Annotated in this window: 13 protein-coding genes; 9 read left to right on the top strand and 4 right to left on the bottom strand. The window is 67.1% G+C overall.

The features are described 5' to 3' along the window. Position 1: 1 nt before the first annotated feature. The 5 genes from WI26_RS12660 (at position 2) to WI26_RS12640 (ending at position 4,698) form a co-directional block, all read left to right on the top strand. Complete coding sequence (locus WI26_RS12660; RefSeq protein WP_069226090.1) at positions 2-1,348, top strand: ATP-binding protein; 1,347 nt, start codon at positions 2-4, stop codon at positions 1,346-1,348. A 100-nt stretch (positions 1,349-1,448) separates the two neighbouring features. Continuing rightward, on the top strand, positions 1,449-2,933 hold the full coding sequence (locus tag WI26_RS12655; protein WP_059511810.1) for a DegQ family serine endoprotease: 1,485 nt from the start codon (positions 1,449-1,451) through the stop codon (positions 2,931-2,933). A 93-nt stretch (positions 2,934-3,026) separates the two neighbouring features. Next, positions 3,027-3,464, top strand: coding sequence for a carboxypeptidase-like regulatory domain-containing protein (locus WI26_RS12650; protein WP_059915340.1), 438 nt, complete (start codon positions 3,027-3,029; stop codon positions 3,462-3,464). Positions 3,465-3,599: 135 nt separating this feature from the next. After that, positions 3,600-3,959 carry a DUF427 domain-containing protein gene (locus WI26_RS12645; protein WP_069226089.1) on the top strand — a complete coding sequence of 120 codons (360 nt, stop codon included), beginning with the start codon at positions 3,600-3,602 and terminating at the stop codon, positions 3,957-3,959. Positions 3,960-3,987: 28 nt separating this feature from the next. Further along, positions 3,988-4,698: a CoxG family protein gene (locus WI26_RS12640; RefSeq protein ID WP_069226088.1), complete on the top strand. Its 711-nt coding sequence runs from the start codon at positions 3,988-3,990 to the stop codon at positions 4,696-4,698. A gap of 54 nt (positions 4,699-4,752) precedes the next feature. On the opposite strand, the gene WI26_RS12635 is transcribed toward WI26_RS12640, so the two are convergent. Then, on the bottom strand, positions 4,753-5,754 hold the full coding sequence (locus tag WI26_RS12635) for a helix-turn-helix domain-containing protein (RefSeq protein ID WP_069226087.1): 1,002 nt from the start codon (positions 5,752-5,754) through the stop codon (positions 4,753-4,755). A gap of 152 nt (positions 5,755-5,906) precedes the next feature. Between WI26_RS12635 and WI26_RS12630 the strand changes: the two genes are divergently transcribed. Further along, on the top strand, positions 5,907-6,560 hold the full coding sequence (locus WI26_RS12630; protein ID WP_069226419.1) for a cysteine hydrolase family protein: 654 nt from the start codon (positions 5,907-5,909) through the stop codon (positions 6,558-6,560). 115 nt (positions 6,561-6,675) lie between these two features. On the opposite strand, the gene WI26_RS12625 is transcribed toward WI26_RS12630, so the two are convergent. Next, on the bottom strand, positions 6,676-7,317 hold the full coding sequence (locus tag WI26_RS12625) for a TetR family transcriptional regulator (protein WP_069226086.1): 642 nt from the start codon (positions 7,315-7,317) through the stop codon (positions 6,676-6,678). Between the two features lie 394 nt (positions 7,318-7,711). On the opposite strand from WI26_RS12625, the gene WI26_RS12620 reads away from it, so the two are divergent. Genes WI26_RS12620 through WI26_RS12610 form a run of 3 tightly spaced genes read left to right on the top strand, consistent with a single transcriptional unit; the run spans position 7,712 to position 13,728 of the window. Next, complete coding sequence (locus tag WI26_RS12620) at positions 7,712-8,989, top strand: efflux RND transporter periplasmic adaptor subunit (RefSeq protein WP_069226085.1); 1,278 nt, start codon at positions 7,712-7,714, stop codon at positions 8,987-8,989. A gap of 15 nt (positions 8,990-9,004) precedes the next feature. Beyond that, positions 9,005-12,205 carry an efflux RND transporter permease BpeB gene (gene bpeB, locus WI26_RS12615; protein ID WP_059465686.1) on the top strand — a complete coding sequence of 1,067 codons (3,201 nt, stop codon included), beginning with the start codon at positions 9,005-9,007 and terminating at the stop codon, positions 12,203-12,205. Then, entirely contained in the window at positions 12,205-13,728 is a 1,524-nt protein-coding gene (locus tag WI26_RS12610) for an efflux transporter outer membrane subunit (RefSeq protein WP_069226084.1), read from the top strand. Before bpeB ends, WI26_RS12610 begins: the two co-directional genes overlap by 1 nt. Before the next feature lie 274 nt (positions 13,729-14,002). Here the strand turns inward: WI26_RS12610 and WI26_RS12605 are convergent, their stop codons facing one another. Both WI26_RS12605 and WI26_RS32695 read right to left on the bottom strand, forming a co-directional pair. After that, entirely contained in the window at positions 14,003-15,379 is a 1,377-nt protein-coding gene (locus WI26_RS12605) for a nucleobase:cation symporter-2 family protein (RefSeq protein WP_059465684.1), read from the bottom strand. Positions 15,380-15,384: 5 nt separating this feature from the next. After that, positions 15,385-15,777: a hypothetical protein gene (locus WI26_RS32695; protein ID WP_069226083.1), complete on the bottom strand. Its 393-nt coding sequence runs from the start codon at positions 15,775-15,777 to the stop codon at positions 15,385-15,387. Positions 15,778-15,796: the final 19 nt, after the last annotated feature.

Here is a 15,796-nt window from a genome sequence, read left to right as displayed (position 1 = left end):
CGTGAGGTCGATTCGTCATCAATTGCTGATCTGGCTGCTCGCGATCGTCGTCGCGGGCGTGGGCGCCGCGGGCTGGCTCATCTATCGACAGGCGCTCGCCGAGGCGAACGAGCTGTTCGACTACCAGCTGCAGGAAATCGCCGCGGCGCTGCCGTCCGAGCCGTTCTCGCAGGTGTTCGGTTCGCGCACCAACGGCGACGAAGGCATTGTGATCCAGATCTGGAACCGCAACGGCGTGCTGATGTACTTCTCGCATCCGCGCGCGCCCATCGCGCCGCGCGCGGAGCTCGGCTTCTCGACCGAGCGCACCGATCGCGGCGAATGGCGCGTGTACGGCGCGATCGTCGGCGACAACGTCGTGCAGCTGGCACAGCCGCTGTCGGTGCGCAACCGGCTCGCGGCGAACGTGGCGCTGCGCACGCTGTGGCCGTTGATCGTGCTGCTGCCGTTCCTCGGCGCGGCGGTGTGGATGATCGTCGGGCGCGGGCTCGCGCCGCTCGGCCGCGTGACGCGCGCAGTCGAAGCGCGCCGGCCCGAAGCGCTCGATCCGTTGCCCGATGCGCGCCTGCCGCTCGAGGTGCAGCCGCTCGTGCGCGCGCTGAACGGGCTGCTCGCGCGGCTGTCGGCGGCGCTCGACACGCAGAAGGCCTTCGTCGCCGATGCCGCGCACGAGCTGCGCACGCCGCTCGCGGCCGTGCAGATCCAGGCACAGCTCGTCGCGCGCGCGAAGGACGACGCGTCGCGCCGCGAGGCGCTCGCCGATCTTCAGGACGGCGTCACGCGCGCAACGCGCCTCGCCGAGCAGTTGCTCGCGCTGGCGCGCGCCGAACCGGACGGCGCGACGATGCGCGAGCCGGTCGACCTGCAGGCGCTGCTCGTCGAATGCGTGGCCGCGCATGCGCCGCTCGCGCAACGGCACAGCATCGATCTCGGCTTCGAGGAGCGCCGCGCGGCGACCGTCGTCGCGGATGTCGGCGCGCTGCGCGTGATGTTCGGCAACCTGCTCGACAACGCGGTGAAGTACACGCCGGATGGCGGCCGCATCGACGTGTCGCTGACCCACGACGCGGCCGGCCGCGTGTGCGTGCAGATCGGCGACAGCGGCCCCGGCATTCCGGCCGACGAACGCGAGCGCGTGTTCGACCGCTTCTATCGCGACAGCTCCGCGCGGGCGCGCGCCGACGTCTCGGGCAGCGGCCTCGGGCTGGCGATCGTCAAGCGCGTCGCGGCGCAGCAGGGAGCGACGGTAACGCTCGGCGACGCGGCGGCGGGCGGCCTGCTCGTGAGCGTCGTGTTCCGCGACGCCGAGAGGCCGGCGCCCGTGCCGGAGGCGTCCGAATCGGTATGACGAGCGGCGCGGGCGATGGCCTAAGCCTCGTTTAAGGTTGATTAAGCCTCCTTTAAGTCAGGGTCGTTACGCTGCGTCCTAACAACGAGGAGGTCCTACGATGAACACCCGATTCCTTGCGCGCGGCGCCGTCGCGGTCGCCGTGGCGGCCGCCCTGTCCGCCGGCTACGTCGCAGGCACCCGCCGTGCCGATCCGCAGATCATCACGCCCGCGCAGGCCGCGGCGCTGATGCCGGCGGAGGCCGCGGCGAAGACCGGCATTCCCGATTTCTCCGGGCTGGTCGAAACCTATGGCCCGGCGGTCGTGAACATCAGCGCGAAGCACGTCGTGAAGCAGGTGTCGCGGCGCGTGCCGCAACCGCAGCTGCCGATGGATCCGAGCGATCCGTTCTACCAGTTCTTCAAGCACTTCTACGGCCAGGTGCCGGGCATGGGCGGCGACACGCAGCCGGACGACCAGCCGAGCGCGAGCCTCGGTTCGGGATTCATCGTCAGCGCGGACGGGTACATCCTCACCAACGCGCACGTGATCGACGGCGCGAACGTCGTCACGGTCAAGCTGACCGACAAGCGCGAGTACAAGGCGAAGGTCGTCGGCTCCGACAAGCAGTCCGACGTCGCGGTGCTGAAGATCGACGCGAGCGGCCTGCCGACCGTGAAGATCGGCGATCCGGCGCAGAGCAAGGTCGGCCAATGGGTCGTCGCGATCGGTTCGCCGTACGGCTTCGACAACACGGTCACGTCCGGCATCATCAGCGCGAAATCGCGCGCGCTGCCGGACGAGAATTACACGCCGTTCATCCAGACCGACGTGCCGGTGAACCCCGGCAACTCGGGCGGCCCGCTGTTCAACCTGCAGGGCGAGGTGATCGGCATCAACTCGATGATCTACTCGCAGACGGGCGGCTTCCAGGGGCTGTCGTTCGCGATTCCGATCAACGAGGCGATCAAGGTCAAGGACGAGCTCGTGAAGACGGGCCACGTGAGCCGCGGCCGCCTCGGCGTCGCCGTGCAGGGGCTGAACCAGACGCTCGCCAGCTCGTTCGGATTGCAGAAGCCGGACGGCGCGCTCGTCAGTTCGGTCGACCCGAACGGTCCGGCCGCGAAAGCGGGCTTGCAGCCGGGTGACGTGATCCTGGCGGTCAACGGTTCGCCGGTTGCCGACTCCACGTCGCTGCCCGCGCAGATCGCGAACCTGAAGCCGGGCTCGAAGGCCGATCTGCAGGTGTGGCGCGACAAGTCGAGGAAGTCGATCAGCGTGACGCTCGGCGCGATGACCGACGCGAAGCTGGCATCGAACGACGGCGGCCCCGTCGAGCAGGGGCGCCTCGGCGTCGCGGTGCGTCCGCTCACGCCGCAGGAGCGCAGCGCCACCAGCCTGTCGCACGGGCTGATCGTGCAGCAGGCGGGCGGCCCGGCAGCCAGCGCGGGCATCCAGCCCGGCGACGTGATCCTCGCGGTGAACGGCCGCCCGGTCACGAGCCCCGAGCAGTTGCGCGACGCGGTCAAGGGAGCGGGCAACAGTCTTGCTCTCCTGATCCAGCGCGATAATGCACAGATCTTCGTGCCGGTCGACCTGAGCTGACCGGCGGCCGCTGCGGGCCGGCTTCGCCGGCCGTGGCGGGCGCAGCCGGCGTTCGGCCCGGGGTGCTGTGTTCCGACCCGAAAGGAGGGAGCCATGCAATATCTACGCAACGTGTCCCGATTTGCCGCTGCCGCGGCGCTGGTCGCCGGCTTCGCGGTCGCTGCGCCAGGCGCGTACGCACAATCGGACGGCTTGCCGGCGGCGAGTCAGCAGGGCGATGTCAGCTATGTGTCGGGCGGCATCGGCAAGGATCAATCGACGGCATTCGAGCGGAACGAAGCGGCGTGGCCGCTCGCGCTGCGCTTCACCGGCAAGGGCGGCGAATACCTGGCCGATGTCCATGTCCGGATCGTCGACGGCAAGGGCACCGAGCTGCTGGCGACGGACGCGCGCGGGCCGTACATGCTCGTGAAGTTACCGCCCGGGCGCTATACCGTGCATGCGTCGTACCAGGGAAGCGACGAATCACGCGCGGTCACGGTCGGTGCGAAAGGCGGGGCGAAGGCCGCGTTCCAGTGGAGTGCGCAGTAGCGCATCGCACGGGCGCGGCCAGGCCGCGCAATCGGATGCGGTTTCGCCCATAATGAGAGCCACGGCACTTGTGCCGTGGCTTTTTCGTTTCCTGCGCCCGGCCTGCCGCCGGGGCCGCCGACCGGAGGAGAAACGATGTCCGACGCTGCCGACCCTTGCCTCGAAATCGTGCCGAACCGCCATCGCGTGCGCGTGATTCATCGCGGCATCACGTATGCCGATTCGCACGGCGCGCTGACCGTGCGCGAAACGGGCCTGCCGGACATTCATTACCTGCCGCGCGGCGACGTCAACATGCACAGGCTCGTGAAGTCGAGCGTCACGACGGTTTGTCCGCTGCGGGGCCGTGCCGTGTATTTCAACCTGCAGACCGAAGACGGCGTGATCGAGAACGCCGCATGGAGTTACGAGGAACCGGGGGAGACAGCGTCCGCGCTTGCGCACTACGTCGCCTTCGATGTCGCGCGGGTCGACAGTCTCATCGAGACGTCCTGATGCGGCGCGCTGTCATCGGGGAGGCATCATGGAACTGAACGACACCTTACGCGTACCGCTCGCGCCGGCCGTCGTGCGGGAGGCACTCGAGGATCTCGCGTTGCTGCGGGCGAGTTTCGACCATTGCGAATCGTTCGTGAAGCACGCGCACGGCGAGTTCGCGCTGACCATCACCGTGCCGCTCGGCCCGCTGCGTGCGCGCTACGACGTGCGTGCGCATTCGGCGAGCGAGCAGGGCGACGCGGAAGGCGAGCCGCGCCGCGTGCTCAACTTCAAGGCTCGGGCCGACGGCCTCGGCGCGCTGCGTGGGCAGGTCGAACTGGTGCTGCGGCCGGACGATGACGACGCGGCCGCGACGCGCATCGAATACGTGGTGTGGGCGACGGCGAGCGGGCCGCTCGCCGAACTGCCGGCGCGGCAGATCGAGAATGCGCTGTACGAGTGGACCGACGATTTCTTCCGCGAATTCTGCGCGGTCGTGCAGGCGAAGCATGGTCTCGTGCCGAACCGCGCGCGTTCGAATCCGCAGCGTCGCCAGCATGTGTTTCTACGGCCCGCGTCGCTGCTGGCCGCGGCGAAGCGGCCGCTGCCGCCGCACCTCGGCGGCGCGCTGGGCGGCCGCGTCGCGAGCGCCGTGCATCATCGCGAATCCGGGCCGCTGCCCGTCTGGGCGTGGGCGGCGATCGTCGTGTTCGTCGCGCTGCTGCTGTATGCGGCGCGCTGGATCAACGGTGCCTGAGCGGCCGGGCGTGCCACGGCGTTACCCGGCCGAGAGCCGACGACGCGGCGGCCGTTAGCCCCGCGCGTCGGGCCCGGCGCCGCGAAATTCCCTCCGATATGCTGACGGCGACGTGCCGAGCGCCCCCGCGAAATGCTGGCGCAGCGACACGCTCGATCCGTAGCCGGACGCCTGCGCGATCGCATCGATCGATTGTCCGGTGGTTTCCAGCAGATGCTGCGCGCGCGCGAGCCGCTCGGCCTGCAGCCACGCGGTGACGGTCGTGCCCGTCGCCTGGCGGAAGTGGCGCGTGAACGTGCGCCGGCTCATCAGCACGCGTTCGGCGAGCGAATCCACACTGTGCACGATGTCCAGATTCGCGCGTACCCAGTCGAGCAGGCCCGCGAGCCGCGCATCGCGCGGATGCGCAGCGACCGGCTGCGGCACATATTGCGCCTGCCCGCCCTGGCGGTGCGGCGGAATCACGAGACGGCGTGCGATCTGGTTCGCGGCGTCCGAGCCGAAGCGCCGCCGCACGACGTGCAGGCAGCAGTCGAGCCCCGCGGCCGTGCCGGCCGACGTCATCAGGTTGCCGTCGTCGACGTACAGCACGTCGGGATCGAGCTTCACGTGTGGAAAACGTTGCGCGAAGTCGTCGGCCCACGCCCAGTGCGTCGTGGCCGGGCGCCCGTCGAGCAGCCCGGCCGCGGCGAGCACGTACGCGCCGAGGCAAAGGCCGACGACCTGCGCGCCGCGCGCAGCGGCCGCGCGTACCGCGTCGACCAGCACGTCAGGCGGCGCTTCGTCGGGATCGCGCCATGCCGGCACGATGACGATGTCCGCGTCGTCGAGCGCATCGAGCCCGTAAGGCGCGGTGATCGTGAAGCCGCCCGTTGTCGACAGCGGGCCGCGCTCGGCCGAGCACACGCGAAACTCGAACGCGGGCATCGCGGCCGCATCGCGCTCCTTGCCGAACACGACGGACGGCACCGACAGGTGAAACGGGCTGATGCCGTCGTACGCGATCACGGCGACGACGGTCGGGGCAGCGGCAACGGACGACGCAGCGGCGCGCATGGCGGGCTCCGGAATGGCGATGGCCCGATTCTATCGAAGAATGGCTATCGGGCCACTATCCGTCTGCGCGATGCGATCCGACAATGCATCGCATCGCGCTGCTGGCCGCCCCGTTCCGGAGCGGGGCGGCGCAGCCGACACCGGAGCCTGCCATGTCGAATGCCACATTGCCTTCCGCTTCCCGCCGTGCGCTGATCGTGATCGATGTCCAGAACGAATATGTGACCGGCAACCTGCCGATCGAATATCCGCCCGTCGACGCATCGCTGGCGAACATCGGCCGCGCGATCGACGCCGCGAATGCGGCCGGCGTGCCCGTGATCGTCGTCCAGCACGTCGCGCCGGCGGGTGCGCCGATCTTCGCGCCGGGTACGGACGGTGTCGCGCTGCATCCGGTCGTCGCCGACCGGCCGTATGCGCACCTGATCGTGAAGGCGCAGGCCAGCTCGTTCGCCGGCACCGATCTCGCCGCATGGCTCGACGCGCACGGCATCGACACGCTCGCGGTCGCCGGCTACATGACGCACAACTGCAATGCGTCGACGGTCTATCACGCGGCGCATGCGGGGCTCGCCGTCGAGTACCTGGCGGACGCGACCGGCGCGTTGCCGTACGAGAACGAAGCGGGTGCTGTGAGTGCCGAAGAGATTCACCGCGCGTACACGGTGGTGTTTCAGTCGAATTTCGCGGCCGTGATGTCGACCGATGCGTGGATCGCGGGACTCGGCGGCGCGGCGATGCCCGCGCGCGATTCGGTCGCCGCGTCGAACCGGCGAGCCCGCGCGCAACGCGCGAAGGCGGCTTGAGCGAATCGGGCGGAGCAGGGGGCGATCGGGCGGAGCGGCGCTGTCGTTCGCACGTGGCCGGATCGACCGGCCGGCGATGGCCCGGCGCGCGGCGCGCCGGCGCAGGGGCGGTTGGTCAGTCGCCCGTCTTCAGCATCGCCGGGCTGTAGCGCATCATGTCGAAGCAGCCGTCGACGAGCTGTTCCGCATGCTGCTCGGCGTCGATCTCGTCGGGCAGCATCAGCATGTCGCGCACGAAACCGCTGACGAGCGTGTGCAGCATCAGCGTCGCACGCCATGTGTCGAGCCGGTCGGGCAGCAGCTTGAGCCGGACGGCGCCCGCGAGATCGGCATCGATCGCGTGCAGCGCCTCGCTCATCCCGGCGCGGTTGCGCTGCAGCAGCGGCTCCATGTCCGCGACATACTCGCACTTCATGAACAGGATGCTGAACACGCGCCGCAACTGCGAGTCGCGCTGCACGCCGAGCAGGCACCAGATCAGGATCTTGCGGATTTTCTCCAGCGGATTGCCGCCGGGCGCGTCGAGCGGCATCCGCTTGAGCTCGTCGATCGGCAGGAACACGCGGTCGAACATTGCGTCGAACAGCTCGCTCTTGTTCGCGAAATGCCAGTAGATCGCGCCGCGCGTCACGCCGGCGTGCTGGGCGATGTCCGCGAGCGACGTGTGCGACACGCCCTTCTCGAAGAACACGTGTTCGGCGGCGTCGAGAATGCGGTTGCGCGTCTCGAGCGCCTCCTCCTTGGTGCGTCTGACCATGTGCAGGCCTGAATGAATCTGTCGTAGGTGAATATAGGGTCCGCAACCCTCGTCGCCGCTGTGCGGACGGGCTATGCTTGCGACTGGAAATAATTCGTAAGACTTGGCGGTCGGCGACGGGCGGGCTTTTTACATACATTCGTGAATGTATATACAATACCACCCTACGATCGAATGACCAAAGTGGCAATCAGTTAATATCCCACTCTGCTGATTCCCGCCAAAGTACCAGTCCGCAGTTCGCGGCATCTCGTCGGCATGGAGGTCTCGTGCCGACTTGCTGTATCTAGTAGTCCAGTAATTCAGGTGTTCGATCTGCGCCGCGAGGCGCATCCGTGTTGCGCTCCCGTCGGGTGCTGCACTTATTCCATTGGTTACACACAGAGGTCGCTCCATGCGCGTCGAACGGGTTCCATACCGCTTGATCACTGTCGCGGCAGCCGCGGTTTTCCTGGCTGCATGCGGAAAAAAAGAATCGGCACCTCCGCCGCAAACGCCGGAAGTCGGCGTCGTCACCGTCCAGCCGCAAGCCGTGCCGGTCTTCAGCGAACTGCCGGGCCGCACCAGCGCATTCCTGGTCGCGCAGGTCCGCGCGCGGGTCGACGGCATCGTGCTGCGTCGTGAATTCACCGAAGGCACCGACGTCAAGGCTGGCCAGCGTCTGTACAAGATCGATCCGGCACCGTACATCGCGGCATTGAACAGCGCGAAGGCAACGCTCGCGAAGGCGCAGGCGAACCTCGTCACGCAGAACGCGCTCGTCGCGCGCTACAAGGTGCTCGTGGCCGCGAACGCGGTCAGCAAGCAGGACTACGACAACGCGGTGGCCACCCAAGGGCAGGCCGCGGCGGACGTCGCGGCCGGCAAGGCTGCGGTCGACACCGCGCAGATCAACCTCGGCTACACGGACGTGGTCTCGCCGATCACGGGCCGCGTCGGCATTTCGCAAGTGACGCCGGGCGCGTACGTGCAGGCGAGCCAGGCGACGCTGATGTCGACGGTGCAGCAGCTCGACCCCGTGTACGTGGACCTCACCCAATCGAGCCTCGAGGGGCTGAAGCTGCGCCAGGACGTGCAGAGCGGCCGCCTGAAGACGAGCGGCCCGGGCGCGGCGAAGGTGTCGCTGATCCTCGAGGACGGCAAGACGTATTCGGAAGCCGGCAAGCTGCAGTTCTCCGACGTGACGGTCGACCAGGCAACCGGCTCGGTGACGATCCGCGCGGTCTTCCCGAACCCGGGCCGTGTGCTGCTGCCGGGGATGTTCGTGCGCGCGCGGATCGAGGAAGGCGTGAACGAGAACGCGTTCCTGGTGCCGCAGATCGGCGTCACGCATGACCAGAAGGGTCAGGCGATCGCGATGGTGGTGAACGCGAACAACAAGGTCGAGCCGCGTCCGTTGAAGACGGCGGGCATGCGCGGCCAGGACTGGATCGTCGAAGGCGGTCTGCAGGCGGGCGACCACGTGATCGTGCAGGGGGGCGAGAAGGTGCGTCCGGGCGCGACCGTGAAGTCGGTAGAGGCGCAACTCGCGCCGGCGGCCGGTGCCGCATCGGGTGCCGCCGCTGCCTCCGCCGCGCCGGCTGCCGCCGGTTCCGGCGCCACCGCCGCGTCCGGTACCGCTGCATCGGGCGCCGCGCCGGCGAGTGCTGCCGCTGCTTCGAGCGCGCAATAACAGGGAGCCTGTTTCATGGCAAAGTTTTTTATCGATCGCCCGATCTTCGCGTGGGTGATCGCCATCATCCTGATGCTGGCCGGGGTCGCGGCGATCTTCACGCTGCCGATCGCGCAGTATCCGACGATCGCCCCGCCATCGATCCAGATCACCGCGAACTACCCGGGCGCTTCCGCGAAGACGGTGGAAGACACGGTGACGCAGGTGATCGAGCAGCAGATGAGCGGTCTCGACAACTTCCTGTACATGTCGTCGACCAGTGACGACTCGGGCAACGCGACGATCACGCTGACGTTCGCGCCGGGCACCAACGCCGACATCGCGCAGGTCCAGGTGCAGAACAAGCTGTCGCTCGCGACGCCGGTTCTTCCGCAGGTCGTGCAGCAGCTCGGCCTGTCGGTGACGAAGTCGAGCAGCAGCTTCCTGCTGGTGCTCGCCTTCAACTCCGAAGACGGCAGCATGAACAAGTACGACCTCGCGAACTTCGTGGCGTCGCACGTGAAGGATCCGATCAGCCGGCTGAACGGCGTCGGCACCGTGACGCTGTTCGGCTCGCAGTACGCGATGCGGATCTGGCTCGACCCGACCCGCCTGACGAACTACGGCCTCACGCCGGTCGACGTGAGCTCGGCGATCACCGCGCAGAACGTGCAGATCGCGGGCGGCCAGATCGGCGGCACGCCGGCCAAGCCGGGCACCGTGCTGCAGGCGACGATCACCGAATCGACGCTGCTGCAGACGCCCGAGCAGTTCGGCAACATCCTGCTGAAGGTCAACCAGGACGGCTCGCAGGTTCGCCTGAAGGACGTCGCGCAGATCGGCCTCGGCGGCGAAAACTACAACTTCGACACGAAGTACAACGGTCAGCCGACCGCGGCACTCGGTATCCAGCTCGCGACCAACGCGAACGCGCTCGCGACCGCGAAGGCCGTGCGCGCGAAGATCGACGAGCTCGCACCGTTCTTCCCGCACGGCCTCGTCGTGAAGTATCCGTACGACACGACGCCGTTCGTGAAGCTGTCGATCGAGGAAGTGGTCAAGACGCTGCTCGAAGGTATCGTGCTCGTGTTCCTCGTGATGTATCTGTTCCTGCAGAACCTGCGGGCGACGATCATCCCGACGATCGCGGTGCCGGTGGTGCTGCTCGGCACGTTCGCGATCATGTCGCTCGTGGGCTTCTCGATCAACACGCTGTCGATGTTCGGCCTCGTGCTCGCAATCGGCCTGCTGGTCGACGATGCGATCGTGGTGGTCGAGAACGTCGAGCGCGTGATGGCGGAAGAGGGCCTGTCGCCGAAGGAGGCGACGCGCAAGGCGATGGGCCAGATCACCGGCGCACTCGTCGGCGTGGCGCTCGTGCTGTCGGCGGTGTTCGTGCCGGTCGCATTCTCCGGCGGTTCGGTCGGCGCGATCTATCGTCAGTTCTCGCTGACGATCGTATCGGCGATGGTGCTGTCGGTGCTGGTCGCGTTGATTCTGACGCCCGCACTGTGCGCGACGATCCTCAAGCCGATCCCGCAAGGGCATCACGAAGAGAAGAAGGGCTTCTTCGGCTGGTTCAACCGCACGTTCAACAACAGCCGCGACAAGTACCACGTCGGCGTGCACCACGTGATCAAGCGCTCGGGCCGCTGGCTCATCATCTATCTGGTCGTGATCGTCGCGGTCGGGCTGCTGTTCGTGCGCCTGCCGAAGTCGTTCCTGCCGGATGAAGACCAGGGCCTGATGTTCGTGATCGTGCAGACGCCGTCGGGCTCCACGCAGGAAACGACCGCGAAGACGCTCGCGAACATCTCCGACTACCTGCTGAAGGACGAGAAGGAAATCGTCGAATCGGCGTTCACGGTCAACGGCTTCAGCTTCGCGGGCCGCGGCCAGAACTCCGGTCTCGTGTTCGTGAAGCTGAAGGACTACTCGCAGCGTCAGCATGCGAACCAGAAGGTCCAGGCGCTGATCGGGCGGATGTTCGGTCGCTACGCCGGCTACAAGGACGCTGTCGTGATCCCGTTCAACCCGCCGTCGATTCCCGAACTCGGTACGGCCGCGGGCTTCGACTTCGAGCTGACGGACAACGCCGGTCTCGGCCACGACGCGCTGATGGCCGCGCGTAACCAGCTGCTCGGGATGGCCTCGAAGGATCCGACGCTGCAGGGCGTGCGCCCGAACGGCCTGAACGACACGCCGCAGTACAAGGTCGACATCGACCGCGAGAAGGCGAATGCGCTTGGCGTGACGGCGGACGCGATCGACCAGACGTTCTCGATCGCGTGGGCGTCGAAGTACGTGAACAACTTCCTCGACACCGACGGCCGGATCAAGAAGGTGTACGTGCAGGCCGACGCGCCGTTCCGGATGACGCCGGAGGACATGAACATCTGGTACGTGCGCAACGGGTCGGGCGGGATGGTGCCGTTCAGCGCGTTCGCGACCGGTCACTGGACGTACGGTTCGCCGAAGCTCGAGCGCTACAACGGCGTGTCGGCGATGGAAATCCAGGGGCAGGCCGCGCCGGGCAAGTCGACCGGCCAGGCGATGACGGCGATGGAAGGGCTCGCGAAGAAGCTGCCGGTCGGTATCGGCTATTCGTGGACCGGCCTGTCGTTCCAGGAAATCCAGTCGGGTTCGCAGGCGCCGATCCTGTACGCGATCTCGATCCTCGTCGTGTTCCTGTGTCTCGCGGCGCTGTATGAAAGCTGGTCGATCCCGTTCTCGGTGATCATGGTGGTGCCGCTCGGCGTGATCGGCGCACTGCTCGCGGCGACGATGCGCGGCCTCGAGAACGACGTGTTCTTCCAGGTCGGCCTGCTGACTACCGTGGGCTTGTCCGCGAAGAACGCGATCCTGATCGTCGAGTTTGCGCGCGAACTGCAGATGACGGAGAAGATGGGGCCGATCGAGGCCGCGCTGGAAGCAGCGCGCCTGCGGCTGCGTCCGATCCTGATGACGTCGCTCGCGTTCATTCTCGGCGTGATGCCGCTCGCGATCAGCAACGGCGCGGGTTCGGCGAGCCAGCACGCAATCGGTACGGGCGTGATCGGCGGGATGATCACGGCGACGTTCCTCGCGATCTTCATGATCCCGATGTTCTTCGTGAAGATCCGTGCGATCTTCAGCGGCGAGAAGGAAGACGTCGACGAGGCGCTGCGCCTGGCTCAGGAGCACTCGCACCACGAAGAGAAGCCGGGCAACGGCGACGAAGGCAACAAGGGACAGTGATGATGCAAAAACACGCTTTGACTGCAATCGCGGTCGCGCTCCTTGCCACGGGCTGCACGATGGCGCCGCATTACACGCGGCCCGACGCGCCCGTCGCGCAGGCGTACCCGGCCGGCGGCGTCTATGCGACGCAGCCGGGCGCTGCCGGCGCGCGCAGCGCGAACGGCCAGGCGGCGACCGCCATCGGCTGGCGCGAATTCTTCGTCGATCCGCGCCTGCAGCGGCTGATCGAGATCGCGCTGAAGAACAACCGCGACCTGCGCGTGTCGGTGCTGAACATCGAGGCGGCGCGCGCGCAGTACCAGATCACGCGCGCGGGCCTGTTCCCGACGCTCGACGGCACGGGCACCGGCAACATCCAGCGCGTGCCGCAGGGCCTGTCGCAGACGGGCGCGCCGTATATCTCGCGCGCCTACAACGTCGGCGTTTCGGCTTCGTGGGAACTCGACCTGTTCGGTCGCGTGCAGAGCCTGAAGGACCAGGCGCTCGCGCAATACCTGTCGACGTCGTACGCACGGCAGGCTGCCGAGATCTCGCTCGTGTCGCAGGTCGCGGACCAGTACCTGACGCTGCTGTCCACCGACGACCTGCTGCAGGTCACGGAGAACACGCTGAAGACGGCACAGGCATCGTACGACCTGACGAAGTTGCAGTTCGACAACGGCACGGGCTCCGAGCTCGAGCTGCGTCAGGCGCAGACGGTCGTCGAGACAGCGCTCGCGAACCAGCAGGCGCAGGCGCGCGCCCGTGCGCAGGCACTGAACGCGCTGGTGCTGCTGATCGGCGAGCCGCTGCCGGACGACCTGCCGGCGGGCATGCCGCTCGACGCGCAGAACCTGCTCACGGATGTGCCGGCCGGGCTGCCGTCCGACCTGCTGACGCGTCGTCCGGACGTGATGCAGGCCGAGCAGACGCTGCTGGCCGCGAACGCGAACATCGGCGCGGCACGCGCGGCGTTCTTCCCGCGCATCTCGCTCACGGGCGCGTTCGGCACCGGCAGCCCGACGCTCGGCGGCCTGTTCAAGGCCGGCACGGCGGCGTGGTCGTTCGCGCCGCAGATCACGATGCCGATCTTCGAAGGCGGGCAGAACATCGCGAACTTGAACCTCGCGAACGTGCAGAAGCGCATCGAGATCGCCAACTACGAGAAGGCGATCCAGTCGGCGTTCCGCGAAGTGTCGGACGGGCTGGCTGCACGCGGCACGTACGACCAGCAGATCGCCGCGCTCGAGCGCAACGAGCACGCGCAGCAGCGTCGCTTCGACCTGTCGGACCTGCGCTACAAGAACGGTGTCGACAGCTACCTGTCGGTGCTCACCGCGCAGACCGATCTGTACTCGGCGCAGCAGTCGCTGATCAGCGCGCGTTTGGCGCGCTGGACGAACCTGGTCACGCTGTACCGCGCACTGGGCGGCGGCTGGATCCAGCGCGCCGGCGAGACGCCGCGCGCACCGGACGAAACGGCCGACTACGACAAGGCGGCCGCACCGGCACCTGCGTCGGTAGCGGCGACGAACGGGTAAGACGAAGCCGGGCCGGCGCGGGTGACCGCTCCGGTTCGCTGAAGTCGCGGTTCCCGGGATGCGACGACGCCACGGACGAAAGTCCGTGGCGTTTTTTTGTGCGTGGTCCGGTTTGCAGCGACCGTGGATCGTCGTCACCGCCGGCACCACCGGCACCACCGCTATCGTCGCCCAAACCACTCGCCACAAAGCAAAACGCCACGGCAAGCCGTGGCGTTTTTCCTCTACCTTCTACCGTATCGCGCCATGCTCCGGCGCATCCGGCTCGCAGCGATCAGTGATGCACGTCGGCCGGGCGTCCGTCGAAGTCGTGCCCTGCGCGGCGGATTTCGCAACGTGCGTCCTTCTCGCCCTTCACGCCGTTGAACACGATGTTCAGGATCACCGCGGTAGCCGACGCGAGCAGGATGCCGCTGTGCAGGATCGGCGCGAGCGCGGGCGGCAGCTTCGAGAAAAAGTGCGGCGACACGACCGGCACGAGGCCCATCCCGACGCTTACGGCGACGATGAACAGGTTGTGCGAGTTGTTCACGAAGTCGACCTTCGACAGCACCTTGATGCCGTTCGCGGCCACCATCCCGAACATCACGATGCCCGCTCCGCCGAGCACGAACGGCGGCACCGATGCGACGACCTGCGCCATCTTCGGGAACAGGCCAAGCAGCACCAGGATCACGCCGCCCGTCGCGCAGACGAACCGGCTCTTCACGCCCGTCACGCCGATCAGGCCGACGTTCTGCGAGAACGACGTATGCGGGAACGAGTTGAAGATGCCGCCGATCAGCGTGCCGAGGCCGTCGACGCGCAGGCCGCGCACGAGGCGCTCCTGGTTGACGGGACGATCGACCATGTCGCCGACCGCGAGGAACATGCCGGTCGATTCGATGAACGTGACGAACATCACCGTGACCATCGTTGCAATCGACAGCGGGTCGAAGTGCGGCATGCCGAAGTGGAACGGCATCACGAAGCCGACCCACGGTGCGTGCGCGACGCCGTCGGTATTCACGCGGCCGATCGCGAAAGCGATCACGAAGCCCGCGACGATGCCGAGCAGCACCGAGATGTTCGCGATGAAGCCGCGCCCGTACTTGTTGATCAGAAGGATCAGCGTGAGCACGAGCAGCGACAGGCCGAGATAGACGGGGCTGCCGTATTCCGGATTGCCGACGCCGCCGGCTGCCCAGTTGATCCCGACTTCCATCAGCGACAGGCCGATTACCGCGATCACGGTGCCGACGACGACAGGCGGGAAGAACCGCAACAGCTTGCCGATCATCGGCGCGAGCACGATGCCGATGATGCCGGCCGCGATGGTCGAGCCGAAGATGTCGAGAATGCCGAGGCCGGGGTTGGTGCCGATCGCGATCATCGGGCCGACGGCGGCGAACGTGCAGCCCATGATGACGGGCAGGCGGATCCCGAAGATCCACAGGCCGAGCGTCTGGATCAGCGTGGCGATGCCGCACGAAAACAGATCGGCGCTGATCAGGAACGCGATCTGGTCTTTCGGCAGCTTCAGCGCGCCGCCGACGATAAGCGGCACGGCGACAGCGCCGGCGTACATGACGAGGACGTGCTGGAGACCAAGCGTTACAAGCTTGCCGGTCGGCAGCACCTCATCGCACGGATGGACCGTGTTCGATTGCATCTGTCTCACTCCATGATCTTGTTTTCGGGGTGATACGAAGTTATGCGGAATGCAAACTCGCAACAAGAGCGCTGGGTTCTATTCCGTTCTTTGCTGGTTCGATATGCCATGTCGGCATGAAACGGGGTGTCGATCATCGGGAAACTGCCGCTGGAGTGAGGTTCCCCGGTTTTATAGCCCTCCAAAATAGTGCGGGCCCCCATGTCAAATATCGACGGCTTTATGGTGTGTATCGCGTCAGCGGAATAGTGGAAAAAACGACCGGCGGAAAATCGCGCCGGGTTAACCCGCTGCCGGCCGTTTTGGCACACAACGAGCAGCCAGGTGAAACCGGTTGCGCGCGGCCGCGCTTTCGTGTCGCCGCGGCGGCAAAAAGCGCCGTGCAAATCGGGCCGCATCTCGCGATCCCGCTATCAT

Origin of the sequence: Burkholderia diffusa (genome assembly GCF_001718315.1) — a bacterium.
In the GTDB taxonomy this organism is placed as follows: Bacteria; Pseudomonadota; Gammaproteobacteria; order Burkholderiales; family Burkholderiaceae; genus Burkholderia; species Burkholderia diffusa_B.
The sequence above is the reverse complement of the archived record's forward strand: the minus strand, read 5'-3'. Positions and strand labels throughout refer to the sequence as shown.